The sequence below is a fragment of the Pseudomonas sp. HLT2-19-2 genome, assembly GCF_054898005.1.
Genome location: NZ_CM142712.1, coordinates 3,444,338 through 3,470,531, shown reverse-complemented (window position 1 = coordinate 3,470,531; position 26,194 = coordinate 3,444,338). Strand labels below are relative to the sequence as shown.

General features: G+C 57.5%; 25 protein-coding genes and 2 pseudogenes. 8 read left to right on the top strand and 19 right to left on the bottom strand.

The window, feature by feature from the left end; all coding sequences use genetic code 11:
- Window positions 1–94: 94 nt before the first annotated feature.
- Together ACYZTU_RS16245 and ACYZTU_RS16240 are read right to left on the bottom strand one after the other, a co-directional pair.
- Window positions 95–1,840, bottom strand: coding sequence for a phosphoethanolamine transferase CptA (locus ACYZTU_RS16245; protein ID WP_461964215.1), 1,746 nt, complete (start codon window positions 1,838–1,840; stop codon window positions 95–97).
- A 201-nt stretch (window positions 1,841–2,041) separates the two neighbouring features.
- On the bottom strand, window positions 2,042–2,224 hold the full coding sequence (locus ACYZTU_RS16240) for a DUF6026 family protein (protein ID WP_461964214.1): 183 nt from the start codon (window positions 2,222–2,224) through the stop codon (window positions 2,042–2,044).
- Window positions 2,225–2,494: 270 nt separating this feature from the next.
- On the opposite strand from ACYZTU_RS16240, the gene gnd reads away from it, so the two are divergent.
- From gnd to ACYZTU_RS16225, 3 genes are read left to right on the top strand one after another with little or no spacing between them, the layout of a single operon-like run.
- Complete coding sequence (gene gnd / locus ACYZTU_RS16235; protein WP_461964213.1) at window positions 2,495–3,475, top strand: phosphogluconate dehydrogenase (NAD(+)-dependent, decarboxylating); 981 nt, start codon at window positions 2,495–2,497, stop codon at window positions 3,473–3,475.
- Entirely contained in the window at window positions 3,472–4,995 is a 1,524-nt protein-coding gene (zwf, locus tag ACYZTU_RS16230; RefSeq protein WP_461964212.1) for a glucose-6-phosphate dehydrogenase, read from the top strand. The genes gnd and zwf overlap by 4 nt, the downstream gene beginning before the upstream one ends.
- Window positions 4,992–5,816 (top strand): HAD family hydrolase, encoded by an 825-nt coding sequence (locus ACYZTU_RS16225; protein ID WP_461964210.1) that lies wholly within the window; start codon window positions 4,992–4,994, stop codon window positions 5,814–5,816. The genes zwf and ACYZTU_RS16225 overlap by 4 nt, the downstream gene beginning before the upstream one ends.
- Before the next feature lie 106 nt (window positions 5,817–5,922).
- Here the strand turns inward: ACYZTU_RS16225 and nhaB are convergent, their stop codons facing one another.
- The 3 genes from nhaB to ACYZTU_RS16210 all read right to left on the bottom strand — a co-directional run bounded on the left by nhaB (window position 5,923) and on the right by ACYZTU_RS16210 (window position 8,201).
- Window positions 5,923–7,425 (bottom strand): sodium/proton antiporter NhaB, encoded by a 1,503-nt coding sequence (nhaB, locus tag ACYZTU_RS16220; protein WP_461964209.1) that lies wholly within the window; start codon window positions 7,423–7,425, stop codon window positions 5,923–5,925.
- Between the two features lie 76 nt (window positions 7,426–7,501).
- Window positions 7,502–7,729 carry a hypothetical protein gene (locus ACYZTU_RS16215; protein ID WP_461971205.1) on the bottom strand — a complete coding sequence of 76 codons (228 nt, stop codon included), beginning with the start codon at window positions 7,727–7,729 and terminating at the stop codon, window positions 7,502–7,504.
- A gap of 205 nt (window positions 7,730–7,934) precedes the next feature.
- Complete coding sequence (locus ACYZTU_RS16210) at window positions 7,935–8,201, bottom strand: hypothetical protein (protein WP_461964208.1); 267 nt, start codon at window positions 8,199–8,201, stop codon at window positions 7,935–7,937.
- 341 nt (window positions 8,202–8,542) lie between these two features.
- On the opposite strand from ACYZTU_RS16210, the gene ACYZTU_RS16205 reads away from it, so the two are divergent.
- Window positions 8,543–9,868 carry a sigma-54 dependent transcriptional regulator gene (locus ACYZTU_RS16205; protein ID WP_461964207.1) on the top strand — a complete coding sequence of 442 codons (1,326 nt, stop codon included), beginning with the start codon at window positions 8,543–8,545 and terminating at the stop codon, window positions 9,866–9,868.
- A 168-nt stretch (window positions 9,869–10,036) separates the two neighbouring features.
- On the opposite strand, the gene ACYZTU_RS16200 is transcribed toward ACYZTU_RS16205, so the two are convergent.
- The 9 genes from ACYZTU_RS16200 to ACYZTU_RS16160 form a co-directional block, all read right to left on the bottom strand.
- A complete protein-coding gene (locus ACYZTU_RS16200) occupies window positions 10,037–11,317 on the bottom strand; it encodes a hypothetical protein (protein WP_461964206.1) in 1,281 nt (426 codons plus the stop codon).
- 46 nt (window positions 11,318–11,363) lie between these two features.
- Window positions 11,364–12,104 (bottom strand): hypothetical protein, encoded by a 741-nt coding sequence (locus tag ACYZTU_RS16195; protein ID WP_461964205.1) that lies wholly within the window; start codon window positions 12,102–12,104, stop codon window positions 11,364–11,366.
- 33 nt (window positions 12,105–12,137) lie between these two features.
- Complete coding sequence (locus tag ACYZTU_RS16190; RefSeq protein ID WP_461964204.1) at window positions 12,138–12,818, bottom strand: C39 family peptidase; 681 nt, start codon at window positions 12,816–12,818, stop codon at window positions 12,138–12,140.
- Window positions 12,819–12,881: 63 nt separating this feature from the next.
- On the bottom strand, window positions 12,882–14,330 hold the full coding sequence (locus ACYZTU_RS16185; protein ID WP_461964203.1) for a heme utilization protein: 1,449 nt from the start codon (window positions 14,328–14,330) through the stop codon (window positions 12,882–12,884).
- A gap of 51 nt (window positions 14,331–14,381) precedes the next feature.
- Window positions 14,382–14,954, bottom strand: coding sequence for an adhesin (locus ACYZTU_RS16180; RefSeq protein WP_461964202.1), 573 nt, complete (start codon window positions 14,952–14,954; stop codon window positions 14,382–14,384).
- A 1-nt stretch (window position 14,955) separates the two neighbouring features.
- Window positions 14,956–15,393, bottom strand: coding sequence for a hypothetical protein (locus ACYZTU_RS16175; RefSeq protein WP_461964201.1), 438 nt, complete (start codon window positions 15,391–15,393; stop codon window positions 14,956–14,958).
- A 330-nt stretch (window positions 15,394–15,723) separates the two neighbouring features.
- Window positions 15,724–16,248 carry an AAA family ATPase gene (locus ACYZTU_RS16170; RefSeq protein ID WP_461964200.1) on the bottom strand — a complete coding sequence of 175 codons (525 nt, stop codon included), beginning with the start codon at window positions 16,246–16,248 and terminating at the stop codon, window positions 15,724–15,726.
- Window positions 16,245–16,808: a nicotinamide riboside transporter PnuC gene (gene pnuC / locus ACYZTU_RS16165; RefSeq protein ID WP_461964199.1), complete on the bottom strand. Its 564-nt coding sequence runs from the start codon at window positions 16,806–16,808 to the stop codon at window positions 16,245–16,247. Before pnuC ends, ACYZTU_RS16170 begins: the two co-directional genes overlap by 4 nt.
- 122 nt (window positions 16,809–16,930) lie before the next feature.
- The gene (locus ACYZTU_RS16160) at window positions 16,931–18,565 is read right to left on the bottom strand and encodes a methyl-accepting chemotaxis protein (protein WP_461964198.1); all 1,635 of its coding nucleotides are present in this window, start codon (window positions 18,563–18,565) and stop codon (window positions 16,931–16,933) included.
- A gap of 291 nt (window positions 18,566–18,856) precedes the next feature.
- Between ACYZTU_RS16160 and ACYZTU_RS16155 the strand changes: the two genes are divergently transcribed.
- Complete coding sequence (locus ACYZTU_RS16155) at window positions 18,857–19,687, top strand: undecaprenyl-diphosphate phosphatase (RefSeq protein WP_461964197.1); 831 nt, start codon at window positions 18,857–18,859, stop codon at window positions 19,685–19,687.
- On the top strand, window positions 19,684–20,112 hold the full coding sequence (locus tag ACYZTU_RS16150; protein ID WP_461964196.1) for a DUF1294 domain-containing protein: 429 nt from the start codon (window positions 19,684–19,686) through the stop codon (window positions 20,110–20,112). The genes ACYZTU_RS16155 and ACYZTU_RS16150 overlap by 4 nt, the downstream gene beginning before the upstream one ends.
- Here ACYZTU_RS16150 and ACYZTU_RS16145 read toward each other — a convergent pair.
- Complete coding sequence (locus ACYZTU_RS16145; RefSeq protein ID WP_461964195.1) at window positions 20,109–20,468, bottom strand: MmcQ/YjbR family DNA-binding protein; 360 nt, start codon at window positions 20,466–20,468, stop codon at window positions 20,109–20,111. The two genes, ACYZTU_RS16150 and ACYZTU_RS16145, sit on opposite strands and share 4 nt — an antisense overlap.
- Window positions 20,465–21,373, bottom strand: a complete 909-nt coding sequence (locus ACYZTU_RS16140) for a LysR substrate-binding domain-containing protein (protein WP_461964194.1) — start codon at window positions 21,371–21,373, stop codon at window positions 20,465–20,467. Before ACYZTU_RS16140 ends, ACYZTU_RS16145 begins: the two co-directional genes overlap by 4 nt.
- A gap of 128 nt (window positions 21,374–21,501) precedes the next feature.
- On the opposite strand from ACYZTU_RS16140, the gene ACYZTU_RS16135 reads away from it, so the two are divergent.
- Both ACYZTU_RS16135 and ACYZTU_RS16130 read left to right on the top strand, forming a co-directional pair.
- Window positions 21,502–22,113: an FMN-dependent NADH-azoreductase gene (locus tag ACYZTU_RS16135; RefSeq protein WP_461964193.1), complete on the top strand. Its 612-nt coding sequence runs from the start codon at window positions 21,502–21,504 to the stop codon at window positions 22,111–22,113.
- A 169-nt stretch (window positions 22,114–22,282) separates the two neighbouring features.
- The gene (locus ACYZTU_RS16130; RefSeq protein WP_461964192.1) at window positions 22,283–23,320 is read left to right on the top strand and encodes an alpha/beta hydrolase family protein; all 1,038 of its coding nucleotides are present in this window, start codon (window positions 22,283–22,285) and stop codon (window positions 23,318–23,320) included.
- Window positions 23,321–23,493: 173 nt separating this feature from the next.
- Here the strand turns inward: ACYZTU_RS16130 and ACYZTU_RS16125 are convergent, their stop codons facing one another.
- The 3 genes and pseudogenes from ACYZTU_RS16125 to ACYZTU_RS16115 all read right to left on the bottom strand — a co-directional run.
- The gene (locus ACYZTU_RS16125; protein ID WP_461964191.1) at window positions 23,494–25,080 is read right to left on the bottom strand and encodes an ABC-F family ATPase; all 1,587 of its coding nucleotides are present in this window, start codon (window positions 25,078–25,080) and stop codon (window positions 23,494–23,496) included.
- A gap of 20 nt (window positions 25,081–25,100) precedes the next feature.
- Window positions 25,101–25,738: pseudogene (locus ACYZTU_RS16120) on the bottom strand (site-specific integrase); the annotation flags it as partial.
- Between the two features lie 54 nt (window positions 25,739–25,792).
- A pseudogene (locus ACYZTU_RS16115) lies at window positions 25,793–26,070 on the bottom strand (IS3 family transposase); the annotation flags it as partial.
- Between the last annotated feature and the right edge of the window lie 124 nt (window positions 26,071–26,194).

Sequence of the window (26,194 nt, the reverse complement as noted above, 5' to 3'; positions counted from 1 at the left end):
CTAAACGAGAATAATTATTATCTTTGCGAATTTTCGGGCAGAGTTGTCGCGCAATGGCGTAGGAAAAAGGGGCCGGAACCGGCCCCTGAAAAGATTACTTCTGAACGACTGCCGGGTTGGCAGGCGTGGCCTTGGGTTTCATCAGGCTGAAATCGATCAGTGCCTTTTGCTCGCGCTCATAAGGATTGCCGATCAGCAATGGCCGGGGCTTGAAACTGTCGCTGACCAGGCTCTTGCTGCGATCCAGTTCATCAAAACTCAAGCCTGCCAGATCCGCCCAGGTATGGATCAGATGCGAGCTGCTGTAAGGCCGCCCAAGATCACCGGCAAAACTCCAGTCATGGTTTTCGCGCCATTTCGGCGAGGCCCAGGCCATGAACGGAATGGTGTACATCGGCGCCGTCGGTTTGCTTTCGTTACGCCCCAGAGTGCTATGGCCAGGCGAATCGAACACGTCTTCACCATGGTCGGAGAGGTACAGCAGGAACCCGTTCGGATCAGACTTGGCGTAGTCCTTGATCAGGCTCGAGACCACGAAGTCGTTGTACAGCACTGCGTTGTCATAGCTGTTGTATGTCGGCACCTGATCGTCGCGCACACCGTCTGGAACGCCTTTGCGGTCCTTGAACTTATCGAAGGACGATGGATAACGGTATTGATAGCTCATGTGCGTGCCGAGCAAATGCACGACGATCAGCTTGCGTGGCGCAGCGTCGGTCAAGGCCTTGTTGAACGGCTCGATCACGTCGCCATCGTACTGGGCGGCATTCTGGTTGCGGTTGTTGTTCAGGTACACCTGCTCGTCGGCCTGTTGGGAGAAGGTCGTCAGCATGGTGTTGCGCTTGGTCATGGTCTGCTGGTTGGTGATCCAGAAAGTCTTGTACCCCGCCTGCTTCATCATGCTCACCAGCGATGGGGTCGACAGGTACAGATCCGGGTTTTCTTCGTCGGCGAAGGTCAGAACCTGCTGCAGCGCCTCGATGGTGTAAGGGCGCGGGGTGATGACGTTATCAAAGACCGCCAATTGATCCTTGAGCTTGTCCAGTTCCGGGGTGGTTTCCCGAGGGTAGCCGTACAGGCTCATACGCTGACGGTTGGTGGACTCGCCGATCACCAGCACCAGGGTCGCCGGCTGATTGGCCGTCGAATCTTTCAGATTGTGCAGGGGTGGAATCTTGCTGGCGCTATGGAGCATGTCTTGCATGCCGGCCAGGGTATCGAGGTAGCGGTGATAGGCCACGGCCATCTGCCAAGGCACGGCGGGCTCGATGCGCGTTTCGAATTTCTCGAAACCGCCGGCGAGGCTGCCAGTACGCGCGGTTTGCTTGATCAGCGGATAACCGACGACAGCGACCACAATGGCCGTTGCAGCCACCAGTGCCCGACCGCGAGGCATGTACACCGGGCGCAAGCGAGTCCAGAGGAAGTAAGCGAAAGCGGTGTGAGCGAGGAACGCCGCCACCATCCACCAGGCAAAGTACTGAGTCATGTACTCGCCCGCTTCAGAGATGTTCGATTCGAACATAATGAAGATGACGCTTTGGGAAAATTCCTGCTGATAGATGAAGAAATAACCCAGACTGGCCATCGAGCAGGCCCATAGCACCACGCCGATCAGCGCGGCCATGACACGTGTTTGTTTGGGGAACAGCAGCATCGGCGCGAGCCAGATGGCGCTCATCACAAAGGCCTGGCGAAACCCGGTAAAACCAGAGGTGCCTGTCAGTTGGATCAGCAGTTGGGTAATGCCCGAAAAATACCAGAAGAACAGGAACAGCCAGAGAAATCCTGTCCAGTCGAAACCTTTCGCAGACGTATTGCTGCGTTTAAACAAAGCCATTGGCGCTCCAGCCTAGTAATCACTTAGACCGCCGAGGCCTTCCATGTCGCCGACGAACGGATGCCGCACGGATACCGAGCGGCCATAATGAGCCGGAGTATCAACAGGCCGATGTGAAAACTTTGTGAGTTGCCAGGATTGGCGAGGCGTCGAAGCGGTATCGGAAACAGCAGAGAGCTATTTCCGATTCAAGCGAGGGGATCAGGCGTGAGGGGCATGGTGGGCGACGGGCAAGGGCTGGGCCTGAGTGCCTTGTGTCAACAAGCGCAATTGCGCGAGCTCCTGTCTCAACTGGTCGCGCTCGTCTTTCAACTGGCGCAATTCATCACGACGGATCGTGACGTAAAGGGTTTGTGCTGGCCGTGCTGCGTGTACTGTGCCCATTGCTCACCTCGCAAATGGTTGCCTCAACTGTAAAACCGCCCCGAGATCGGTGCTGAATTACTATCGGCGCCAATTTTGATTTCTTTTGCCCCAGATGGGAACTTTTTTATTTTTCACGGTCGTTGTGTCTTCGGCGCGATTACCGACGTTATCAGTCTGGATCGGGCACAATGCCCGGAAACTATGTGCCAACGCTCTGGACTAACCCACATTAGTCGCGTTGGGCTATAACCTTTGACACACATTATTTGTAGTAGGGAGCATCAGTACATGCAACTCGGGATTATTGGACTGGGCCGCATGGGCGGCAATATTGCGCGGCGCCTGATGCTCAACGGGCATACCACCGTTGTTTACGACCGCAATACCGCCTTTGTCGACACCCTGGCCGCAGAAGGCGCCTCTGGCGTCATCAACCTGCCGGCGCTGGTCGCTGGCCTGGCCAAACCACGCGCGGTGTGGGTCATGCTGCCGGCCGGCGCACCGACCGAAGACACTATAGACACCCTGAGCACCTTGCTTGAAGCCGGCGATACCATTATTGACGGCGGCAACACCTTCTATAAGGACGACATCCGCCGGGCGAAAACCCTGTCGGAGAAAGGCCTGCACTACATCGACGTCGGCACTTCTGGCGGCGTCTGGGGCCTGGAGCGTGGTTACTGCATGATGATCGGCGGCGAAGCCGAGGTGGTTAATCGCCTTGATCCGCTGTTCGAGAGCCTTGCACCGGGCCTGGGCGACATCCCGCGGACCAAGGACCGCAAGTCCGAAGACGATCGTGCCGAGCGCGGTTATATCCACGCAGGCCCGGCCGGTTCTGGCCATTTCGTGAAAATGATCCACAACGGCATCGAATACGGAATGATGCAGGCCTTCGCCGAAGGCTTCGACATCCTCAAGACCAAAGCCAGCACCAACTTGCCGGAAGACCAGCGGTTCGACCTGAACGTTGGCGACATCGCCGAAGTCTGGCGTCGTGGCAGCGTCGTATCTTCGTGGCTGCTCGACCTGACTGCCGACGCCCTGGCCAGTGATCCGAAACTCGACGGTTACTCCGGATCGGTGGCTGACAGCGGTGAAGGTCGCTGGACCATTGAAGCCGCCATGGAGCAATCGGTGCCCGTACCGGTGCTGTCGAATTCGCTGTTCTCGCGCTACCGTTCGCGCGGGCAAGGCACCTTTGGCGACAAGATCCTCTCGGCCCAGCGCTTCGGCTTCGGCGGCCACGTGGAGACTTCGAAAAAATGACTCGCTTGATCCGCAATAAATCCAAGGCAGAACCCGCACCACCGACCACGCTGTTCCTGTTCGGTGCCCATGGTGACCTGGTCAAGCGTCTGCTGATGCCGGCGCTGTACAACCTGAGTCGTGACGGTCTGCTTGGGGATGGACTGCGGATCATCGGCGTTGACCACAACGCCATCACCGACGAGGCCTTTGCGAAAAAACTCGAAGACTTTATTCGAGCCGAAGTGGCCGCGAAGGTCGGCAAGGGCGATCAAGCCCTTGACCCGGACTTGTGGGCCAAACTGGCCAAAGGCATCAGCTACGTCCAGGGTGACTTCCTGGACGACAGCACCTATCAAGCGCTGGCGGCGAAAATCGCCGCCAGCGGCACCGGCAACGCCGTCTTCTATCTGGCCACCGCACCACGCTTTTTCAGCGAAGTGGTGCGCCGTCTCGGTGCCGCCGGGTTGCTTGCGGAAACGCCAGAGGCGTTCAGAAGGGTGGTGATCGAAAAACCTTTCGGTTCCGATCTGCACACTGCCGAAGCCTTGAACGCTTGCTTGCTCAAGGTGATGACGGAAAACCAGATCTACCGAATCGATCACTATCTGGGCAAGGAAACCGTGCAGAACATTCTGATCAGCCGGTTCTCCAATAGCCTGTTCGAAGCGTTCTGGAACAATCACTACATCGACCACGTACAAATCACCGCCGCCGAAACCGTCGGCGTGGAAACCCGTGGCAGTTTTTATGAACACACCGGTGCCTTGCGGGACATGGTGCCCAATCACCTGTTTCAATTGCTGGCGATGGTCGCGATGGAGCCGCCGGCCGCCTTCGGCGCTGATGCGGTACGCGGCGAGAAAGCCAAGGTGGTCGGTGCGATTCGGCCTTGGTCGGTCGAGGAAGCGTTGGCCAACTCGGTGCGTGGCCAATACGCAGCCGGCGAGGTCGACGGCAAGGTGTTGCCGGGTTATCGCCAGGAAAACAACGTGGCGCCGGACAGCAACACCGAAACCTACGTCGCGCTGAAAGTCATGATCGACAACTGGCGCTGGGTCGGCGTGCCGTTCTACCTGCGCACCGGCAAGCGCATGAGCGTGCGCGATACCGAGATTGTCATCTGCTTCAAACCGGCGCCGTATGCGCAGTTTCGCGATACCGAGGTCGATGAGCTGCAACCGACCTACCTGCGGATCCAGATTCAGCCCAACGAAGGCATGTGGTTCGATCTGCTGGCCAAACGACCCGGCCCGGCCTTGAAGATGGCCAACATCGAACTGGGCTTTGCCTACAAGGATTTCTTTGAAATGCAGCCGTCCACTGGCTACGAAACGCTGATCTACGATTGCCTGACCGGCGATCAGACGCTGTTCCAGCGCGCCGACAACATCGAGAATGGCTGGCGCGCCGTGCAGCCTTTCCTTGATGCCTGGCAGCACGACGCGAGCGTGCAGAGGTATGCCGCTGGTGAAGACGGGCCGAAGGCTGGAGAAGAATTGCTGACTCGCGACGGTCGCGTCTGGCACGGCCTCGGATGAGTGATGCAACGCAACATCCCATCCGTTTTCTGCTCAGCGACATGGACGGCACCTTGCTGCTGCCCGATCACAGCCTCAGCCAGCGCACTATTGAAGCGGTTCGTTCCTTGCGCGAGGCCGGCGTGCTGTTTAGCCTGGCCACCGGCCGTCCGCCGAAAGCCATGTTGCAGCAGATCGAAGCCTTGGGCGTCGACTTGCCAACGGCAGCCTTCAATGGCGGAACCATCGTCAATCCGGACGGCAGTTTACTGGTCGCGCATTACTTGCCGGCGACGGCTGCGCTGACGGCATTGGCGCTGTTTGCCGATCAACCGGACGTTGAGGTCTGGGTGTTCAGCGGAGGTGACTGGCTGTTGAAGGATCCGAACGGGCCGATGGTTCCTCGTGAACAGCATGGGCTGGGTTATCCGCCGGTGGTGGTCGAGAGTTTCGCGCCTTTTCTCCAGCGTATCGACAAGATCGTCGCCACCAGCAATAACACTCAGTTGCTGATCGAGCTGGAAGCGCAGCTGCTACCCAAGGTCGAGGGCCAGGCGCAGGTCTCGCGTTCACAGCCGGTGTATCTGGACGTGACCGCAATGCAGGCGAATAAGGGTGCAGCGCTGGCGACACTGGCCGAATTTCTCGGTGTGCCGCTGGAGCAGACCGCGGCGCTGGGCGACGGTGGCAACGACCCCGCGATGTTTCATTGTGCAGGCTTGTCGATCGCCATGGGGCAGGCGGAAGAGGGGGTGAAGCGCCAGGCCGATGTGGTGACTGGCGCCAATACCGAGGACGGCGCGGCGCAGGCAATCGAGCGCTATATCCTCAACGCAGGTTAACCGCGTTATCGTTCTTCGCGGGCAAGTCGGATCGCCGCACCGCTCGCTCCTACAGATTTACCCCTGTAGGAGCGAGGCTTGCCGCGAAGGCGTCAAACCTGCTGACTCAAAGCCAGAAACTCACGGCATACCACCCCAACACACCCATCACCACGGTGTACGGCAACGCCATCCACACCATCCGCCCGTACGACAGGCGAATCAGCGGTGCAATCGCCGAAGTCAGCAGGAACAAAAACGCAGCTTGACCATTGGGCGTTGCCACGCTCGGCAGGTTGGTGCCGGTGTTGATCGCAATCGCCAGTGTTTCGAAATGTTCACGGCTCATGTGGCCGGAAATGAAGGCCTGTTTCACTTCGGTGATGTAAATGGTCGCGACGAACACGTTGTCGCTGATGGCCGACAGCAAACCGTTGGCAATAAACAGCATGCCCGGCTGTTGATCCGCCGGCAGGGCCAGCACCCATTGGATCAAAGGCGTAAACAGTTGTTGATCGTGAATCACCGCCACCACCGCGAAAAACACCACCAGCAGCGCCGTGAAGGGCATGGCGTCCTTGAACGCGTTGCCGATGCGATGCTCGTCGGTGATGCCGGTGAAGGCGGTGATCAGCACGATCACCATCAAGCCGATCAGGCCGACCTCGGCAATGTGGAACGCCAGCCCTGCAATCAGAATCAGCGCTGCCAACCCTTGCACAATGAGCGCTGCACGTTGGCGTGAGGTGCGTTCGGCATTGTCTTCGGCGGCGTAATTGGCCAGTACCGCACGCACATTGTCCGGTAACAGCGTGCCGTAACCGAACCAGCGCAGTTTCTCCAACAGGACGCAGGTCACCAGACCTGCCACCAGGACCGGCAATGAAACCGGAGCGACTTTCAGAAAGAACTCAGCGAAGTGCCAGCCCATCTCGTGGCCGATCAACAGGTTCTGCGGCTCACCGACCAATGTGCAAACACCGCCCAGCGCGGTACCCACGGCGCCGTGCATCAGCAGACTGCGCAGAAAGGCGCGGAATTGTTCGAGGTCGGCGTGATGGAGTTTGGGCAGGTGCTGGTCATCGCCAAACTCGCTGTCCTGACGCGGATCATTGCCCGAGGCAACGCGGTGATACACCGAGTAAAACCCGACGGACGCACTGATGATCACAGCGGTTACCGTCAAGGCATCAAGAAACGCCGACAGAAACGCCGACAAGAAGCAGAACAGCAACGCCAGCAGCGCCTTGGAGCGAACCCCGAGCAGCAGCCGTGAGAACAGAAACAACAGCAGGTCTTTCATAAAGTAGATCCCGGCCACCATGAACATCAGCAGCAGGATCACCGGAAAGTTGTGCACCAGTTCGTCGTAGAGTGCCTGGGGCGTGGTCATCTTCAGCAGCAGCGCTTCGACCAGCAGCAAGCCGCCGGGCATCAACGGATAACACTTGAGCGCCATGGCCAGGGTGAAGATGAATTCCAGCACCAGCAGCCAACCGGCCGCCACTGGGCCTACGGTCCACAACACCAATGCGTTGAGAATCAGGAAGCTGACGATGCTTGCCTTGTACCAGCGGGGTGAATACCCGAGAAAATTGTGCGCGAAAGCCTGAGCCATTGAGCCGGGCATCGGGTACTCCTTGTATTAAGAAGTGCGCAACTTGCCGTAAGTGCAAGGGAAGATCAAGTGTAGGCAAACTCCAGGCCTACCCCAGATAGCGCGCGACGACCGCAAGATAATTGCCATCCAGTGAATAGCCTCCTACAACAATGTTTCTAAACCTGCCACGTGAATCAATCGCCACACCGTTGGCCATGCTTGAGAGGCTGCCAGCGAAATACACTTGGGTTTTGCCGGTGCCGGCAAAGGTTGTATCGAGCGTTCCGGCGTCGTTCAGTGCTGCAGGTGAGACAAACGCTGTCTGGATTGACATGCACGCAGCTCCTTGCGAGTCGTCCTGATCCAGAAGTTGGGCGGCGACTGTATAAGGCAAGTCAGACCTAATAAGCGGAGGGTCGCCGTGTACCAGAACAGTGTCTTTTCGAACCACTGACAAGCCTGCGAAGTAGTGGGCTGCAGGCAACTTCGATTAATAATCGGGGAGGGCGCGGGTTACCGGTAAGTAACCCGCAAAATGCTTAGTGTGGCATCGACCACGATTGCAGTTTGTAACCTTCCTGGCTCAACTCTTCGCGTGCTTCGTTGAGCAGGCATTCAAGTTGCGCAGGATCGGTATAGGCACTGCTTGGGATCTGCGTGCGGCTGATGCAAGTGTTGGTGCGATCGATAACGGTCAGGCTGAGTTCGCCGTTGCCGTCTTGTGGGGCCCAGGCCACGCATTGGAAAGGCTGAAATGCACGGTCGGCAATCAAAAGAGCTTCGTTGATACGGAGCGGGGCGTTCATGGGATCTTCTCTCTGTATGCCCAATCAAGTGATGTGCCGTCGGTTGGGCTTACCGTTCGGCTGGTTACTTGTACTGATGCGCTCAACCATGGGGTGGGTCACATACAATTAAAAGAAATTTCAACTTTCTTCATAGGCTCAAGGTTCAAACAGGTTTTGAAAGCTGAATGAAAGGTTTAACTCGATAGGTAACTAACAAGTTTGCTTCTTATAACTAATAACGCAACAGACCTATAGTCAAACGGTACAAGGTCATGTCAAATTCTTGCTAATGTTACAGCCAGGTCCGCCAAACGACTGTTTTTAATAATATTTCCTAAATTTGGCGCCAAGGAACAGTCATGATCGAAGCGCCTGCCTTACGACGATTGTTAGTAGTGGACCCTTGCGACGACTGTCATCGTCTGCTGCCGGGTTTGCGCTCTGTGGGTTGGGACGTTGACAGCTGTACCCTGGAAAATGCTGCCGACAAAACCTGCGATGTCGGCTTGTTGCGTTTGCAGCCTTTTCACCTCGAACACCCGGAAGCCGTTAAAGAGCTGATCAGCCGTAGCGGTACCGAGTGGATCGCCGTACTCAACCAGGAAGTCCTGCGATTGCAGAATGTCGGGGACTTTGTCTGCGAATGGTTTTTTGATTTCCATACCTTGCCGTTCGATGTGTCCCGGGTTCAGGTGACGCTGGGCCGAGCATTCGGGATGGCACGCCTGCGTGGGCAGGGCACGGTTCACATTGATCAGCCTGAACACGAGCTGCTTGGCGACAGCAAACCCATTCGCGAACTGCGCAAGTTGCTGAGCAAACTGGCGCCCACCGAGTCTCCGGTGTTGATCCGTGGTGAAAGCGGCACCGGTAAAGAACTGGTCGCCCGCACGCTGCATCGACAATCCCTGCGTCACAGCAAACCTTTTGTCGCGATCAATTGCGGCGCAATTCCAGAACACTTGATCCAATCCGAACTGTTTGGTCACGAGAAAGGTGCCTTTACCGGCGCCCATCAACGCAAGGTCGGACGGATCGAAGCGGCCAATGGCGGCACGCTGTTTCTCGACGAAATCGGTGATCTGCCCCTGGAGCTGCAGGCGAACCTGTTGCGTTTCCTCCAGGAAAAGCACATCGAGCGGGTGGGCGGCAGCCAGCCGATTCCCGTGGATGTGCGGGTGTTGGCGGCGACCCATGTCGATCTTGAGGCCGCGATCGAGAAGAAACGCTTTCGCGAAGATCTGTATTATCGCCTGAACGTGTTGCAGGTCGCGACCGCGCCCCTGCGTGAGCGCAATGGCGATCTGTCGATGCTGGCCAACCACTTTTCCCATTTCTACAGCCATGAGACCGGCCGCCGGCCGCGCAGCTTCAGTGAAGACGCCTTGATTGCCATGGGCAAGCATGATTGGCCGGGTAATGTTCGCGAGCTGGCCAACCGGGTACGTCGCGGGTTGGTACTCGCTGAAGGCCGACAGATCGAAGCGCGAGACCTGGGGCTGATCAGCCAGCAGGCCGTTGCCGCGCCGATGGGCACGCTGGAAAACTACAAGCACCGGGCAGAGCGCCAGGCCTTGTGCGATGTACTTAACCGCCACAGCGATAATTTGAGCATCGCGGCCAAGGTGCTGGGGATATCCAGGCCTACCTTCTACCGTTTGTTGCACAAGCATCAGATACGTTGAGCGATTGCAGACCCGTAGGAGCGAGCGGTGCGGCGATCCGACTTGCCCACGAAGAACGCTACGCGGTTTAACTGAATCACCGCGCTATCGTTCTTCGCGGGCAAGCCTCGCTCCTACAGGATCAACAAAAAAACCCGCCGAAAAAGCGGGTTTTTTGTGGGTGCCGGATCAGAAGTAGTACGGGAATTTCAGGCTGAAGGAAAAGTCTGGCGAGTCGTCGGTCAGGCCGATGGACAGGTTGGGAACGATCGTCAGGTTATCGGTTGCTGCCAGGGTCATGCCGATGTTGAAGTTGGCCGAGTTGTAATCGCTGTTGGAAATCGATTGCCAATCGCCACCGTCCGGTTTGATCTTGCTCTTGCGGGCGAACTGATCGGTGAACGAGAACGACATACTCATCTTCTCGTTCAAGGCGAATGCAATGCCGGCGCCGACCTGCCAGGAATCGCCCAGCTTCACGTCCCCGGGCACCTTGGAGTTGACCTGAGGACTGATGTCGCTGAAAGAGTCTTCCATGTTGTAGGTGTAGGACAGGCTGCCGAACAGCACAGCCGGGTCGAAGGTCTTGACCAGCGAGATACCCGGGGTGATCGACCAGACACCATTGCCGGTCGGCAAGTCCTCGGGTACCGAGAGGTTATCGTTGTTCGGGTCATTGACCAGCTTGATGCCGTAAGGGTCATCACCGGTCGGCGCCTTGACGCGCAATGTCACCACCGCGTCGGGCAGATTGGCCGACTCATCCAGAAACTTGTAGGCGACGCCAACGTTCACATCGCCGATGGCCGGGTCGCGGATAACGGTTGCGTCTGACGTCACCGGGCCGGCGCCACCGGCGCCACCGGAGGAATATGTTGATTGGCGATAAACCACGGGGACGTTAATGTCGAACTGCCAGCGTTGTCCCGTGTTGTAGCGGGCGGTCAGGTCGAGTGTCCAGTTGTCGGCCTTGATGCGGTCGAGGTTAATGTTGCCGAGAAAAATTGAGTCCAGTGCCAGAAAGCCATTGAGCGTCAGCGCACGGGTATCGTAGTGCGTGTAGGTCAGGCCGGTTTCGAGGCTGAATTTGCCGCCACCGAAGAAGCCGCTGGCTTCGTCATACAGGTTGGAAACGCTTTGCGCAGGCTCCGAATCATCCTTGAGCGATTGGCCGTATGAACTGCCTGTGGTTCCCGGCGCACCGGCGGCCACCGTCTGGCCACTCCGGGGCGTTTCGGCGGGGGATTTGGTCAGGCGTTTGGGCGCAGGTGTCGCAGGTGTTTCTTCGACTTGGCGAACGCGTTGCTCGAGTACCATCAGCGCGTTCTGTTGTGCTTCGTAACGCTGTTTCAACTCCATGAGTTCTTGTTTTAGTACTTCGACCTGGGGGTCCGTTGCTGCGTATAGCAGTGTGGCCGGGGCCAGGCTACTCAAACAAACGATAGCTTTGAACGTTAACGATCGGTGCATGGGTTAGCCGTCCCTTCTGACTTCATCTGATGAGACTGAGCGTAGATCAGAATCCGAGAGTGCGAAGACCTTTGAGCTGGTCCAGGTTGCCGTTCAGCGACCCTGCTGTCGACACGTTGTCACGCAGCACGACATTGAAGGACGTGAGGTTGCTGACCTGGTTGCCACCGCCGAGCAACGTCGTGTTCTGCATCAGCCCACCCTGGGCCAGGCGTTGTACGGAATTGCCCTGGTTGTTGTTGGCCACGATGTTGAGTTGCACACCCGTACCGGTCGAGGAAATGCTCAGCGAGCCCGCGCCATTGGCGCCGACCATCGTCGAGCCTGCGGCCAATGCCTGGCCCTGCTGTTGCGTTGCTGGCGCTTGGTTAGCCTTTGTGACGTTGATATCAACGTTGTTGTAGGCAGCGTTATGGTCGCCGGCAACACGCACGACTTGAGTGACGCCTTCGGTGCTGTTGAGGCCGCTGCCGCCAGTGACGGTACCGGTGCCTTGCGAACGCGCTGAGCCATTACCTTTTTCGTCGAAGATCGACACATAGAACTGTGGCTTGATGGTCGATTGTTGAATTTGCATCGAGGAAGTTGCCCCGATCACTTCACCGTTGGAATTTTGCCAAGTGCTGGTCATGACAATGCCGAAGCTGATGACCCGTCCCGGCATGACATAGCGGCCACGCAGGGTCGCCATTTCCTGATCATTCAGTTCAATGGGTTTAAACGTCTGTGCATGGGTCGGGAGGCTGGCGGCCAGGCAAACCACGGCCAGCCAGATTGGAGTCTTCATTGGATACTCCCGGAGCGTCGTGCTCCCTTGTTATTAGAAGAAGTCGCTTCGGATGAATCCGAAATCCAGCAACTCCGCGTCCGGCACCGGGTTGATGGCGTTGATCTTGTTCCGGGCGGTCAGTGGCATGGGTGGGTCGAGCAACGCATTGGTTTTGTCGTAGCCCTGGCCGATGATGGCAAAAATGATGCCGTTCCAGCCTTTGACAAAGTCGTCGACTTTGTAACGTTTATGACCGAGTACCGGATCTCCGATATAGACCCAGCCCTTATCGACTCTTTGCATGACCACAAAATGTTTGTAGCCACGGATATCCAAGAGGACCACAACCGGAATTCTGATTTCGCTCAACGTGTCCGGCGCTACCCGGTAGCCACGGGCCCGCATGCCAATACTTTCCACGTAACGCTTCATGTCGAGCATGGAGAAGCCCTGGACGCGGACAAGATCCTGGTCGGAGTGTGACAGCATGCCCTCGATGATTTGTTCTTCGTTTACGTCCAGCCAATAGGCCTGGCGCAATATGGTCGCCAGCGCAGCGGCGCCGCAACTGAAGTCGGTTTTCTGTTGTACCAGGTCGGAAAATTTGCGCTCGCGTACGCTCTGGATCGGCTTGTACACCAACGCGCCGCTCGGCAGGACGGAAAGCGGTATTTGTGCAGCCTCGCTCACACTGGTCACACAAAGCAAAAATGCCAAGGCGATAATGCGCATAGTGGGATGCCTTCTGGTTGTGTTGAAAAAAGGCCCCCATAAGGGGGCCTCCAGAGACAGCAATTAGAACGATTGGTTGGCAATGGCCAGCGAGTTGCTTTGTTGGTTACCCACACCGGCAGCCACGTTGACGCCCAGGTTGCCACTGCCACCATTCACCGAACCGCTCAGGGTTGCAGTGTTGGTCACAGGGTTAGCCCAGCCAGTTGGAGTCAGCACTTGATAGGAGTAGGTGTTGCTCAAATCAAATGAACTGCTCTCACTGAAGCTTCCCGCTTTTGCGAACTCGGATTCGGACGATTGACTGGCCGATTTTTCGAACGAGGAGGCGTTCGATTTCTCGAACGACTTATCGAACGATTTTTCGAACGAGGAATTGCGCGATTTGTCGTACGAGGATTCATGCGATTTGTCGTACGAGGAGTCGCGAGAAATGTCGAACGAGGATTCGCGCGTTTTTTCGAACGATTTGTCTACCGCTACGTCAAGCGTTGCGTCAAGCGATGCGCTAAGCGATGACTCGGAACTCCTGCTGCGGGTGCGATCGCCAAAGCCATTGTTGACGGTAGTGGAACTGGAAGCCGCCTTATCAATGTCCAAAGTAGCGCCCAAGGAAGCGCTCAAGGATGCACTCGAAGAACCGCTCGCAGAACTGCTGTTGGAACCGCTCGCAGAACTGCTGTTGGAACCGCTCGCAGCGCTGCTGTTGGAACCACTCGCATTGCTGGCGGAAGAACCGCTTACATCAATGCTTAGGGAACCGCTGCTATTAGAGCTGTTGGAACCGGCCGCGGCCCAGCTCGAAGAAGCGCTTTCACTGCCGCTAACCTCGAATGACTTATCTTTAGAGAAACTACCGCTGGCCGTGTTGGTAACCGTAATCGTATCCACACGGTACGTCCGATCGGCGTTGTTATTCACTGTCAGGCCAGGACCGTCTTGATTGGCAGAGGCGGTGGCTCTTGCGCTACCCAGCGGGGAGTTGGAGTTGGCAATTGCCATGGTGTTTTTCTGTTGGTTAAGGTCGCCGCCAGCAATGTTGATCCCCATATTGCCGTTGCTGCCATCGGCCGATCCGCTCATAACGGCAGAGTTTGTGGTGCCGTGGTTGTAGACCTTGTTGTTGTTGCTGTGTTGCTGGACTCTAGCGCTGGCGTTGGCATGGCCGAACACGAAGCTGTTATCGAGACTGGAGTCGGAGCCAGCGTTTGCGATGGCGGCCGCGTTGTCTTGTTGGTTGCCCGCGCCTGCTGCCACGTTGATGCCGACGTTGCCGCTCGAACCTGAGCCAGAGCTGCTCATCTCGGCTGAGTTCTGAGTCCCTTCGTTGTAGATGCGGTTGCCGGTACTGTTCTGCCTATCGCTCGCATTGGCGGTCGCGTCGGTATGGATCCATATTGGACGAGGGGTGTGGTTGCCACCACGTCGATCGTTCTGACCAGCTTGTGCAGCAACAGCCAAGACCGCAGCAATTGCAAAAACCAGAGGCTTTATTGCCATCGAAGGTTTCATGGTGATTCTCCGTACTTATTTTAGGTTAAGTGTTGTTCTTACCTGTTTGGGTCAATCCATGACCCGTACGCTCAGGGTATTGGCCGTTCGGTTTCCCACCCCGGCGCTCTGATTCAACTGGATCACCCCACGGCTGCCGGTGAAGGCCTGATCGCTGGTAGCGACCTGGCGATAGCCTGGTGCAGAGTCAGTTGGGTCGGAGTTGGTGATCAGCGTCACGTTCTGTTGCCTGAGGACGCTGTCGTCAATACTTTGCGGCTGAGCACTGACGCTGATACGCAGTGCATTGGCTTGCTGGTTGCTGGCGCCCGCGCTCTGGTTGACGCCCAGTACGCCGTTGCCGTGGCTGAAGGAGTCGCCTTGAATGCTGGAATGGGCATCGATTCTGGGGTCGACTTGCGTACGCAGCCGTTGGCGAATCTGTGTGGTCGCGCTGGCTCCATGGCCAACGGCGATGGCCCGGGCGTTGGCCTGTTGCTGCTGATCGCCCGCAGCCTGGTTGACCGCGAGGTTGCCCTGGTACTGCATGCCCGAACCGTCGATGTCGGCGTTATTGATGACGGGAGGTTGGGCAAAGGTCGATGCACTGCAAAACATGGCGATAATCAGCAGCGTACGATTCATCTTAACGGTCTCCCGTTACGACTTTCAGAGCACCCAGGCCTTGCTGGATGTTTGAATTGACCATGCTGGCAATACCGTTACCCGAATTTCCCGAACGTCCAGCGGGGAGATTGGAAAGCTGGGTCTGGTTGGTGATATTGCCGCCCAGGTTGTTGGAACCTTGAGCGACCAGGCGGGAGATGCCTGCACCACTGGCGACGTTGGCAAAGTCACCGTCGCTCAACTCGTTCGTTTGGCTGAGGATGTGTTTGGACGGGTTGGCATTGGCGGTCGTGGGGTTAGGGTCGGGAGCCACCGGCGGTTGCACTGCGTTGCGCGTTTGGACATCACGTTTGATAACAATGATGCCGTTATCAGCCTGTACAGGCAGGCAAACACTTGAGCCCAGTGCGCATCCGATCAGCAGGAGGCTATAGATTTTTTTATCAAATTTCCCCACAGCGGCAATTCCTTCTGTAAATGGAACGCTGGCCCTTATCAGCGTTGCAAGGAAGAGAGCAGAAGGTGTGCCGGTTTTTGTTTTTCTTTTAAAAACAGTTGATTGGCTTTAAATGTTGAGGTGATTAAAAAAAATTTGTAACGCCACTGAGACAGAACCAAACAAAATCGCCGTCCATGCTGGCGTCATTGCTCGCTAAGGGCGCTGAAGGCGGGTTGTATCAGTGGCTTAACATTTTCTTGACGCCGTGCTCGAGCCGCTTTAACTCGAGGGTTTGCGCAGGGACGGGTGTTTCAGGAACGGACATTTTCGGCAGGGAGGGGTACCCTGTCAGGCCTTGAGCAAGCGCGTCACAGCCTCGAATGCCGCGTCCTTGCGCTGTTCCCAATCACCTTGCAGTACCTGGAAAGGCTGGCGGTGCAGGTCAAGCCATTGACGGCTGGCCTGGAAAAACGCCTGGCGTTCTGCCAGTTGCGGTTGGCAACGCTGCCCGTCGTCATGCCAGGCCACGGTTTCAGGGCTCAGCAGCAAATGCAGGTCATAGTGCCGTGCCAGCAATGCTTGCTCGATCCACGTCGGGCTAGCGCCAAACAAAGTGCGACTCCAAAGGATATTGCTTAAGAGGTGCGTATCGAGAATCAACAGTGACGGTTGTTGGGCGCGTGCTTCATCTTCCCAAGCCAGCTGGCCATGTGCTATGGGTGAAATGTCTTCGTAGCAGGTTACGCGGGCTTCATTTTCGATGAAATGCCGAACGTACTCACCGACCAATATGCCGCCAAAATTGGCGTGAATCTCACTCGAAAGCCAGCTTTTGCCGCTGGATTCTGGCCCTGTCAGCACCAACACTTTCATGTGCGCAGTGCCGGATCGGCCCGCCATTCCCGCCAGCCTTGCACGGCAATCAGGGTGAACAATGCGTAGAGCCCGGCGGTCAGATACATCTCTTTGTAGATAAACAGCCCGACGAAGATCACATCCAGGGCGATCCACAGCGGCCAGCACTGCACGCGTTTTTGCGCCATCCACACTTGCGCCACCAGGCTGAAGCCCGTCAGCGCAGCATCGAGCCAAGGCTGCGCGGCGTCGGTCCAGTTCGCCATAGCAGCACCCAACAACAAACTGCCGACCGCTCCAATGACCAGGCCGAAAGCGACCGATTTACCGTCGAGCAGGCTGACTTGCCGACCCTGGTGCGCATCCCCCGCACGCGTCCACTGCCACCAGCCATAGAGCTGCAACGCGGCGTAAATCACCTGCAGCAGCATGTCCGAGTACAGCTTCACCTCAAAAAAGATCCAGCTATAAAGCAGCACCATGACCAGGCCGATCGGCCAGCACCAGGGGTTCTGTTTGACGGTCAACCAAACGGCAATGACACCGAGGGTGGCGGCAAACAGTTCAAGCCCGGACATGGCGGTTCCTTGGGGGAAGTTTAAGAGGAGGGGCGGATTGTAACGGCAGACGCTACCGAGTAGAACCGGCGTGCGCTGTCCTTTGTAGCAGCTGCCGAGCTAGGCAACTGCTACAAAGGCGGTTACACCCGGAACTGCTTGAGCAGACCGTTCAACTGCTCACTCAATTCCTTCAGGTGAACGCTGGCCACGCTCGACTGTTCGGCCGCCAGCGCCGTGCTGTGGGATAACCCGGCTGCCTGGGTGACGTTCTGGTTGATGTCCTCGACCACATGCGCCTGTTGCAAGGTCGCGCTGGCGATGGAGGCGTTCAACCCGTTGAGGTTGCGCAGCGCCTGGCCAATGGCATTCAGGCTTGCACCGGCCAGACCGGCCTGCTCGATGGTCAACTGCGATGCACGGCTGCTGTCGCCGATCACTTTGACCGCCGCTTCGGAATGACTTTGCAGGCGCTCGATCATCGACTGGATCTCGGCCGTGGACTTCTGGGTACGCTGGGCCAGCAGTCGCACTTCATCGGCCACCACCGCAAAACCGCGGCCTTGCTCGCCGGCCCGGGCGGCTTCGATGGCCGCGTTGAGGGCCAGCAGGTTGGTTTGCTCGGCGATGGAACGGATCACTTCGAGGACGCTGCCAATCTGCGTGCTTTCGGCGGCCAGGGTGCGAATCACTTCCACCGCCTGATCGATGGTGGACGACAATTTGTCAATTTGTTGCAGGCTGCCATCGATATTGATCTGGCCCTGCTGCGCCTGAGACTCGGCATCGCGCATTTCGCTGGCGGCGTGCTCGGCGTTTTTCGCAACATCGTGAACGCCATACGTCACTTCATTGATGGCAGTGGCCACCAGTTCCATTTGTTGCGACTGCTGCTGGCTACGTTGCTGGGCCTGGGCGGCGTCGTTGCCCAGTTCACTGGACGACTGGCCCAGGGCACTGGCGGACACTTGCAGTTCTTTGATCACCAGTCGCAGCTTGGCGGTGAAGGCGTTGAAGTGTCGTGCCAGTTGCGTGACTTCATCCTGGCCATGGGTGTCGAGGCTGCGGGTCAGGTCGCTCTCGCCGCTGGCGATGTTGGCCATGGCGTTCACGGTTTCCTGCAGTGGACGCACGATGCTGCGGGCAATCAGGATCACCAACAGCGCCATGATCAGGGCAATCACCAGCCCCACGAACGAGGCCTTCCAAACCTGGCTATAGAACTCGGCCTGCATGTCATCGATGTACACGCCCGAACCGATCACCCAGCCCCAGGGTTCGAACAGTTTGACGTAGGACGTTTTTTCTACCGGCGCACTGGCCCCCGGTTTAGGCCAGCGATAGTCGATGGTGCCGGCACCCTTGCTCTTGGCGACGGCGACCATTTCGTTAAACAGGGCAAAGCCATCCGGGTCGCGGATTGCCGCGAGGTTCTGGCCATCGAGTTTCGGATTGGCCGGGTGCATGATCATCACCGGCGTCAGGTCATTGATCCAGAAGTAGTCATTCTGGTCATAGCGCAGACCGCGAACAGCTGTCAGTGCCTGCTTCTGCGCAGCATCGCGGGTGAGGGTGCCGGCGGTTTCGAGGTCGTGGTAATAGGTCAGAATACCGCTGGCGGTTTGCACCACATGCTGGGTTTTCTGAGCTTTGGCGTGGTACAGGTCATCGTGAATCTGCTTGAGCATCAAAACGCCCAACGTCATTAGCATCATCACGGCCACGATCAAGATGAGCCACAAACGTCGGCTGATCGACAAACTGCGCAAGCTGTTCATAACGCTGCCACTCCGGTTTTTTTTCTTGTAATGAATGATCGCCAGCATCCAACCACACTTTGCCTATCGGTCATATCCGACCCAAGTCCAATAACGCGGCAGCGCTAATCGGACTTGTCTGATAGGATTTCGGCCCCGCACGGAAAAACCTGAATTCAAGTTGATTTTTCACGGAATTTTTATGGTTTCGTCTGAATCCTGTGCGCGCGGGACGTCAGCTACGCTGATCGCAGTTAACGCTCTGACACATATTAACGGGGCATGCTTTTACGCATCGCCTTTGGGGGATTGATGGATCTTTGGACGGCCTTGCAGGCATTGATTTTAGGCGTTGTAGAAGGGCTGACGGAGTTTTTGCCCATTTCCAGTACCGGTCACCAAATTATTGTGGCGGACTTGCTCAACTTCGGTGGCGAGCGGGCCATGGCCTTCAACATCATTATTCAGTTGGGGGCGATTCTGGCGGTGGTGTGGGAGTTTCGCCGCAAGATATTCGATGTGGTTATCGGTTTGCCGACGCAGCCGAGCGCTCGACGCTTTACCGCGAACCTGCTGATCGCCTTCCTGCCAGCCGTGGTATTGGGGGTGATTTTCGCTGATCTGATCCACGAGTATCTGTTCAACCCGATCACCGTGGCCACGGCGTTGGTCGTGGGCGGTATCGTCATGCTGTGGGCTGAGAAGCGTCAGCATGAAGTGCATGCCCACACCGTCGACGAAATCACCTGGAAAGACGCGCTGAAAGTTGGTTTTGCCCAGTGCCTGGCAATGATTCCTGGGACCTCGCGCTCCGGCTCGACGATCATTGGCGGTTTGCTGTTCGGCTTGTCGCGCAAGACCGCCACCGAGTTTTCTTTCTTCCTGGCGATGCCGACGATGGTCGGCGCGGCGGTGTACTCAGGCTACAAGTATCGCGACCTGTTCGTTCCGGCTGATTTTCCGGTGTTCGCGATCGGTTTCGTGACGGCGTTCATCTTCGCGATGATTGCCGTCAGAGCCTTGCTCGTGTTCATCGGCAGCCACAGCTATGCGGCGTTTGCCTGGTATCGCATCGCGTTCGGCCTGGTCATCCTGGCCACCTGGCAGTTCGGCTGGATCGACTGGACCGCGGTCAAGCCATGAATGATGGCAGCTCGCGCAACAAGCCCGGACGCAAGCCTGGAGGAGAGATCCAGCAACCACGGCTGAAACTGCTGGTGTTCGCGGTGCTGTGCGCGCTGCCGCTGTTCGGCGCGATGTCGTTGTGGCTGCGCGGGGTTTCGGTAATTCCCCTGGCGGCGTACGGGATTGTCAGCATGCTGGCGTTCTTTCTGTACTGGAGCGACAAGCGCAAGGCCCGGGCCGACCATTGGCGCACGCCGGAGAACGTGCTGCATGCGGTGGAACTCGCCGGCGGCTGGCCGGGCGCCTTGCTGGCACAGCAGCTGTTTCGGCACAAGACGCGCAAAGTGTCGTTTCAGCTGATCTTCTGGGTGATCGTGCTGCTGCATCAAGTGTTCTGGATCGATCAATTGTTCCTGGGGGCCAATCTGCTGGCGCTGTTTTAAAGCAGCAGTCCGACCTGGGTACGCTTGGGCAACTTGCTCACCACCAATTGATGGGAACGCTGCAACAAGCCTTGCAGCTCTTCGGTGCCCACAGGGTAGGGCGTTTCCATGATGATCCACTGAGCCCGCGCCAGATACGGCGCCGGGCGGATTCCCGGGCGGTCGCAATGACCGAGAAACAAGTCCTTGTCGACCTTGAAGGCCAGGGATTCGCCCCGCAGATTCTGCAAAGCAAACATCTTGTTCCCCGCAATCGAAAACACCCGTACGCCACCCCACTTGTAGTCTTCCCGCGCTCCCGGCAGCGCGAGACAGAATTGCGCGACGTCCTCTTCGCTCATACGTCCAGCCTTCATATCAGTCGGTCCCCGCAGGCATTGAATGATTCGATCAAATGGTCGAGCCAGGCGCGTACGGCCGGCATCACCCCGCGTCGATGAGGGTAGACCGCTTGCAGCCAGCCGCCAGGCAGCGACCAATCGGGCAGCAACTGCACCAGCGAGCCGTTTTCCAGTTCCTGCTCGCAATACATCATCGGCAGCATGGTAAAACCCTGGCCAGCGAGGGTGCAGGCCTTGCGCACGATAAAGTCATCGATGCCCAATCGCGCTTCGAGGCTCAACTCAAAGCTTTTGCCCTGTTGGTTGAGCATGCGTATATGCACCAGGCGGTCGGCTTCCAGGGCGCCGAGCACGGGCAGGTTTTTCAGGTCTTCGGGGTGGTTGATTTCACGTCCGTGCAAGAACGCGGGGCTGGCGACCAGCGCCATCTGTGCCTGGCGCAAACGTCGAGTGACCAGCAGCGGATCCTCGTCGCCCAACTCACGCACCCGCAGCGCGACATCGACGCCCTCGGTCACCAGATCGACACGGCGGTTGAGCAGCATGACTTCCAGTTGAACCTGAGGAAACTTTTCAAGGAAATCGCTAATCACTGTCGGCAGAATTTGGTTGGCCAGCCCGACGGGGCAGGACACCCGCAAACGCCCGCGAGGTTCGCTGGACATGCTGGCGACGGCTTCATCCGCCATCTCGGCTTCCAGCAGCATCGCCTGACAGTGCCGCAGATAACGTTCACCCACGGCAGTCAGCTTCAGTTGTCGGGTGGTGCGGTGCAGCAGGCGCGCGCCCAGACGTTCTTCCAGCTCAGCGATGCGCCGTGATAAGCGCGACTTGGGAATCCCGAGCAAACGCCCGGCCGCTGCGAAGCCACCGGCTTCAACCACCTTGGCGAAATAGTAAAGATCATTGAGGTCTTGCATGGTTGAGCTCTATTGTTCTATCAGTGGGACGAACTATCGCATTGTTGCGGCCTAATCATCTATTGGTTTCGCCTGTAGGATTCTCTCCATCAGATCGCCGCGTAGCGATCCTCACCTGGAGATCCCACATGAAATTGCTGCATATCGATTCGAGCATTCTTGGTGACAACTCGGCTTCCCGTCAGCTGAGCAGCGAAGTCGTTAAAGCCTGGCAAACGGCCGAGCCGGCTGCCGTGGTGACCTACCGCGACTTGGCCGCCGATGCCATCAGTCACTTTTCCGCCACCACCCTGGTCGCCGCCGGCACCACCGCTGAATTGCGCAACGCCGCCCAGCAGCACGAAGCCGAGCTGAGCGCCTCGACGCTGGCCGAATTCCTCGCCGCCGATGCCGTGGTGATTGCAGCCCCGATGTACAACTTCACTATCCCGACACAACTCAAGGCATGGATCGACCGCATCGCCGTTGCCGGTCAGACCTTCCGTTACACCGAAGCCGGCCCTGAAGGCCTGTGCGGGGGCAAGAAAGTCGTCATCGTATCGACTGCCGGTGGTCTGCATGCCGGTCAAGCGACGGGTGTTGCTCACGAAGATTACTTGAAAGTGCTGTTCGGCTTCATCGGTATCACGGACATCGAGTTCGTCCGTGCCCATGGCCTTGCCTACGGCGACGAAGTCCGCACCAAAGCCATGAGCGACGCTCACACGCAAATCAGCGAGCAGTTGTTCGCCGCCGCGTAAGGCTTATGTAAAGAAAATCAAACAGCTCGGGCAACACCCAAAAAACTCTGTATTCTGATCACGCAAGTGCCAGATGCGGAGTTTTTTGTATCTGGTTGTTTCATCTCCTGGCCCGAGTTATGCAGTTGAGGGTCACCGTCTCCGGTCAAGTAACAAGGTGGGGCATCCCATGGTGCGTCTTTGTGCAACGTTACTGATTTGCCTGCTCAGCAGCCTGAATTCAGTGCACGCCGCGCTTGCGCCGCATCCTCACTGGAGCGCCGGCTTCCATGAGATGAGCTTTCTTGACCCTCTGGACTTGCAGCCGATGCGCGCCATCGCCTTCTATCCCTCCAGCGACGAGGAGCACTCCAGCAAAATCGACGGCTACACAGTCGAAGCGGGCGAAGACACCCGAGTCACTGTCGGCCGTTTCCCGTTGCTGATGCTGTCCCACGGCAACACCGGAACCCCGCTGGCCTTGCACGACCTTGCCACGTCGTTGGCACGCAAAGGTTTTGTGGTGGTGGCGGTTATCCATCCCGGTGACAACTCCAAAGATCACAGCCGCCTCGGTACGTTGAGTAACCTTTACGGTCGGCCCATCCAGATTTCCGAAGCCATTACCGCGACGCTCGGCGACCGTATGCTCGCGCCCTTCGTCAATGCCGATCAGGTCGGCGTGATCGGCTATTCGGCAGGTGGGGAGACGGCGCTGATTCTGTCCGGCGCGACGCCAGACCTGGACCGCTTGCGCCGCTATTGCCAGGAGCGCCCGGACGACCGCGATGCCTGCAACACTCAAGGTGAATTGATTGTCGATCGTGATGACTTGCAGCCGGTGGCTGACCCTCGGGTTCGCGCCTTGCTGCTAATGGCGCCGCTGAGCCTGAAATTTGGCCGCCATACCCTGGCCGACGTGCATGTGCCGGTACTGCTATACAGCGGCGACGGCGACAAACTGGTGGCGTTCGACAAGAATGCCGCTGCCCTGGCGCGCAAACTGCCGATCGCACCGGACTTCAAGTTGCTGGCCGGGGCAGGGCACTTTGTGTTCATGGCGCCTTGCAACGAAGAGCAGATAATTGCCATGCCGGCGTTGTGCACCGATGCCGATGGCGTCGACCGCAAAGACATTCACCGCACCTTGGTGTCCGAAGCCGGGCGCTTCTTCTCTCATGCTCTGGGCAAACCGGACAGGGCCGGGGTGCAGACCGCGGATCAGTAATCAGGCGCTTTTGCTGCGCAGACATGAGGGCTCGTTCGCGGGCGGCGGTGGGAGAACTGCATCATGGCTTGCATGGGAAATAAGAGGAAGCAGGCTAACTTTCTCCTCAGTCCGTACCCTGAAATGAAAAAAGCCCCGTCACCAGGACAGGGCTTTTCAGTTGCAGCCGGCGCTTAGAAAACTACGCCTTGGCTACGCAGGTAGTCATCATAAGTACCGCTGAAGTCGATCACGCCGCTGGCGCTCAACTCGATGATGCGGGTGGCCAGGGACGATACGAACTCACGGTCGTGGCTGACGAAGATCAGCGTGCCCGGGTAGTTCTCCAACGCCAGGTTCAACGCTTCGATGGATTCCATGTCCAAGTGGTTGGTCGGTTCGTCCATGATCAGCACGTTCGGCTTTTGCAGGATCAGCTTGCCGAACAGCATGCGACCTTGCTCACCACCGGAGATGACCTTGACCGACTTGAGAATCTCGTCGTTGGAGAACAGCATCCGGCCCAAAGTACCGCGAATCACTTGTTCGCCCTGAGTCCACTGGCCCATCCAGTCGAACAGGTTCATGTCGTCTTCGAAGTCCGAAGCGTGGTCCTGGGCGTAGTAGCCCAGTTCCGCGGCGTCGGTCCACTTGATGCTACCGGCATCCGGGGTCAGTTCGTTGACCAGGGTGCGTAGCAGGGTGGTCTTGCCGATACCGTTCGGGCCGATGATTGCCACGCGCTCGCCCGCTTCAACCTGGAAGCTGAAGTCTTTGAACAGCGGCTTGCCGTCGAAGCCTTTGGCCATGCGATCGACGATGACCGCCTGGCGGTGCAGCTTCTTGGTTTGTTCGAAACGGATGAACGGGCTCACGCGGCTCGAAGGCTTGACCTCGGCCAGCTGGATCTTGTCGATCGCCTTGGCACGGGAAGTGGCCTGTTTGGCTTTCGAGGCGTTGGCCGAGAAGCGGCTGACGAAGGATTGCAGTTCGGAGATCTGCGCCTTCTTCTTGGCGTTGTCCGACAGCAGTTGCTCGCGGGACTGGGTCGCCACGGTCATGTACTCGTCGTAGTTGCCCGGGAACAGGCGCAGCTCGCCGTAGTCCAGGTCAGCCATGTGGGTGCACACGCTGTTCAGGAAGTGACGGTCGTGAGAGATGATGATCATCAGGCTGGAGCGCTGGGTCAGGATATTTTCCAGCCAGCGGATGGTGTTGATGTCCAAGTGGTTGGTCGGTTCGTCGAGCAACAGCACTTCAGGATCGGAAAACAGCGCCTGGGCCAGCAGTACGCGCAGTTTCCAGCCTGGGGACACTTCGCTCATCGGGCCGAAGTGTTGTTCCAACGAAATACCCAGGCCCAGCAACAGTTCACCGGCGCGGGATTCGGCGGTGTAGCCGTCCATCTCGGCGAACTCGGTTTCCAGCTCTGCCACGGCCATGCCGTCTTCTTCGGTCATTTCCGGCAGCGAGTAGATGCGGTCGCGCTCGGCCTTGACCTTCCACAGCTCTTCGTGACCCATGATCACGGTGTCGAGCACGGTGAATTCTTCGTAGGCGAATTGGTCCTGGCGCAGTTTACCCAAGCGTACATTCGGCTCCAGCATGACCTGGCCGCCGGACGGATCAAGGTCGCCGCCGAGGATTTTCATGAAGGTCGACTTGCCGCAACCGTTGGCGCCGATCAGACCGTAACGGTTGCCCGCGCCGAATTTGACCGAAACGTTTTCGAATAGCGGCTTGGCGCCGAACTGCATCGTGATGTTAGCTGTGGAGATCAATTACCTTACCTATCAATGGGTTAGAGCTGGTCGTTGTTTCCTGATACCGAATTGATACCAATCTGGAGCTTTTCCAGCTCCCCCCAGTCTGAGCTTGAGTTGAGTCGACGCGCATACGTCGTCAGCAACATCTGGACGCTGTGGCCAAGCTGCTGAGCGATGAATGCGGGGTTCATGTTGGACATTAAGCATATTGTCGCATAAGTATGACGGCAGTTGTATGGCGGCCGATAAGTCATTGCTAGTGGCGCGGCGCTCCGCGTACAGGCGCGCGAAATCCAATGCGTGCAGAGCACGTTCGTTCAGCAATACAAAACGGTCCTTGCATGTCTTTGTTCGTTCCTCGACCTGCCGAGCGCCACCGTTCGGCAGACATGCACCTGACGTTTCACCAGGTCGACTGCAACCCAACGTAGCGCCGCGACTTCCGATCACCTGAGCCCGGTGAAGAATGCGAACTCAAAGAACGCAGGCGTGACCGCTTCGGGAGGTCGATTATCTTTGCCGGATTCTTCTTAATCAGCTCTTCTGCCACGGCTGCTTCCATGATCCTCGAGCGTTGATTACTGCATTGCGGCGAACTCCCTGAGAGGGTCCACTCAGTGGCCGCAATGATGCGGCGTAGGAGTGTGGTCGTGATCTGGTCGAGACGGAACAGGGTCGGCGAACTGGAAACCATAGCGGCGTTTTGCGCTAAGAACATCTCTATTCAATCGAACACATCGCTACGAGCAGCTTGCTGCGTGGTGTGAGTTTTTCGCTTAATCCGTTCCCTTTTTAGAAGCTGAAAAAAGCTCTCGGCGAACGCGTTGGCATGGAAGTTGCATAGGCAGCTCATGCTGGCAACCAAATTGTTCTCTTCCAAACAGCGATCAATAATGCATCAATGGCCAAGTCATGGATTATCTGTAACTTCATTGATTAGCCAACGAGCTGATGAGAAAACAGATCCAGTACCATAGCCAAATACAGCCAGCCTTCATGCGTGCGCCTCTGCATTTTCCAGGTGTCCACGAAGCCCGGGGCGACTCAGTCACAAATCAAGTTGTTTCTGTATTGGGGATAAAAGCAATCTCCTAAATTTTATTAAACGGACGGCAAAGGTGAGTCTCGC

Bases quoted from the DNA above. Each gene is read 5' to 3' on its own strand.
- ACYZTU_RS16245 (WP_461964215.1), bottom strand. From the start codon at position 1,840: ATGGCTTTGTTTAAACGCAGCAATACGTCTGCGAAAGGTTTCGACTGG.
- ACYZTU_RS16240 (WP_461964214.1), bottom strand. From the start codon at position 2,224: ATGGGCACAGTACACGCAGCACGGCCAGCACAAACCCTTTACGTCACG.
- gnd (WP_461964213.1), top strand. From the start codon at position 2,495: ATGCAACTCGGGATTATTGGACTGGGCCGCATGGGCGGCAATATTGCG.
- zwf (WP_461964212.1), top strand. From the start codon at position 3,472: ATGACTCGCTTGATCCGCAATAAATCCAAGGCAGAACCCGCACCACCG.
- ACYZTU_RS16225 (WP_461964210.1), top strand. From the start codon at position 4,992: ATGAGTGATGCAACGCAACATCCCATCCGTTTTCTGCTCAGCGACATG.
- nhaB (WP_461964209.1), bottom strand. From the start codon at position 7,425: ATGCCCGGCTCAATGGCTCAGGCTTTCGCGCACAATTTTCTCGGGTAT.
- ACYZTU_RS16215 (WP_461971205.1), bottom strand. From the start codon at position 7,729: ATGTCAATCCAGACAGCGTTTGTCTCACCTGCAGCACTGAACGACGCC.
- ACYZTU_RS16210 (WP_461964208.1), bottom strand. From the start codon at position 8,201: ATGAACGCCCCGCTCCGTATCAACGAAGCTCTTTTGATTGCCGACCGT.
- ACYZTU_RS16205 (WP_461964207.1), top strand. From the start codon at position 8,543: ATGATCGAAGCGCCTGCCTTACGACGATTGTTAGTAGTGGACCCTTGC.
- ACYZTU_RS16200 (WP_461964206.1), bottom strand. From the start codon at position 11,317: ATGCACCGATCGTTAACGTTCAAAGCTATCGTTTGTTTGAGTAGCCTG.
- ACYZTU_RS16195 (WP_461964205.1), bottom strand. From the start codon at position 12,104: ATGAAGACTCCAATCTGGCTGGCCGTGGTTTGCCTGGCCGCCAGCCTC.
- ACYZTU_RS16190 (WP_461964204.1), bottom strand. From the start codon at position 12,818: ATGCGCATTATCGCCTTGGCATTTTTGCTTTGTGTGACCAGTGTGAGC.
- ACYZTU_RS16185 (WP_461964203.1), bottom strand. From the start codon at position 14,330: ATGAAACCTTCGATGGCAATAAAGCCTCTGGTTTTTGCAATTGCTGCG.
- ACYZTU_RS16180 (WP_461964202.1), bottom strand. From the start codon at position 14,954: ATGAATCGTACGCTGCTGATTATCGCCATGTTTTGCAGTGCATCGACC.
- ACYZTU_RS16170 (WP_461964200.1), bottom strand. From the start codon at position 16,248: ATGAAAGTGTTGGTGCTGACAGGGCCAGAATCCAGCGGCAAAAGCTGG.
- pnuC (WP_461964199.1), bottom strand. From the start codon at position 16,808: ATGTCCGGGCTTGAACTGTTTGCCGCCACCCTCGGTGTCATTGCCGTT.
- ACYZTU_RS16160 (WP_461964198.1), bottom strand. From the start codon at position 18,565: ATGAACAGCTTGCGCAGTTTGTCGATCAGCCGACGTTTGTGGCTCATC.
- ACYZTU_RS16155 (WP_461964197.1), top strand. From the start codon at position 18,857: ATGGATCTTTGGACGGCCTTGCAGGCATTGATTTTAGGCGTTGTAGAA.
- ACYZTU_RS16150 (WP_461964196.1), top strand. From the start codon at position 19,684: ATGAATGATGGCAGCTCGCGCAACAAGCCCGGACGCAAGCCTGGAGGA.
- ACYZTU_RS16145 (WP_461964195.1), bottom strand. From the start codon at position 20,468: ATGAAGGCTGGACGTATGAGCGAAGAGGACGTCGCGCAATTCTGTCTC.
- ACYZTU_RS16140 (WP_461964194.1), bottom strand. From the start codon at position 21,373: ATGCAAGACCTCAATGATCTTTACTATTTCGCCAAGGTGGTTGAAGCC.
- ACYZTU_RS16135 (WP_461964193.1), top strand. From the start codon at position 21,502: ATGAAATTGCTGCATATCGATTCGAGCATTCTTGGTGACAACTCGGCT.
- ACYZTU_RS16130 (WP_461964192.1), top strand. From the start codon at position 22,283: ATGGTGCGTCTTTGTGCAACGTTACTGATTTGCCTGCTCAGCAGCCTG.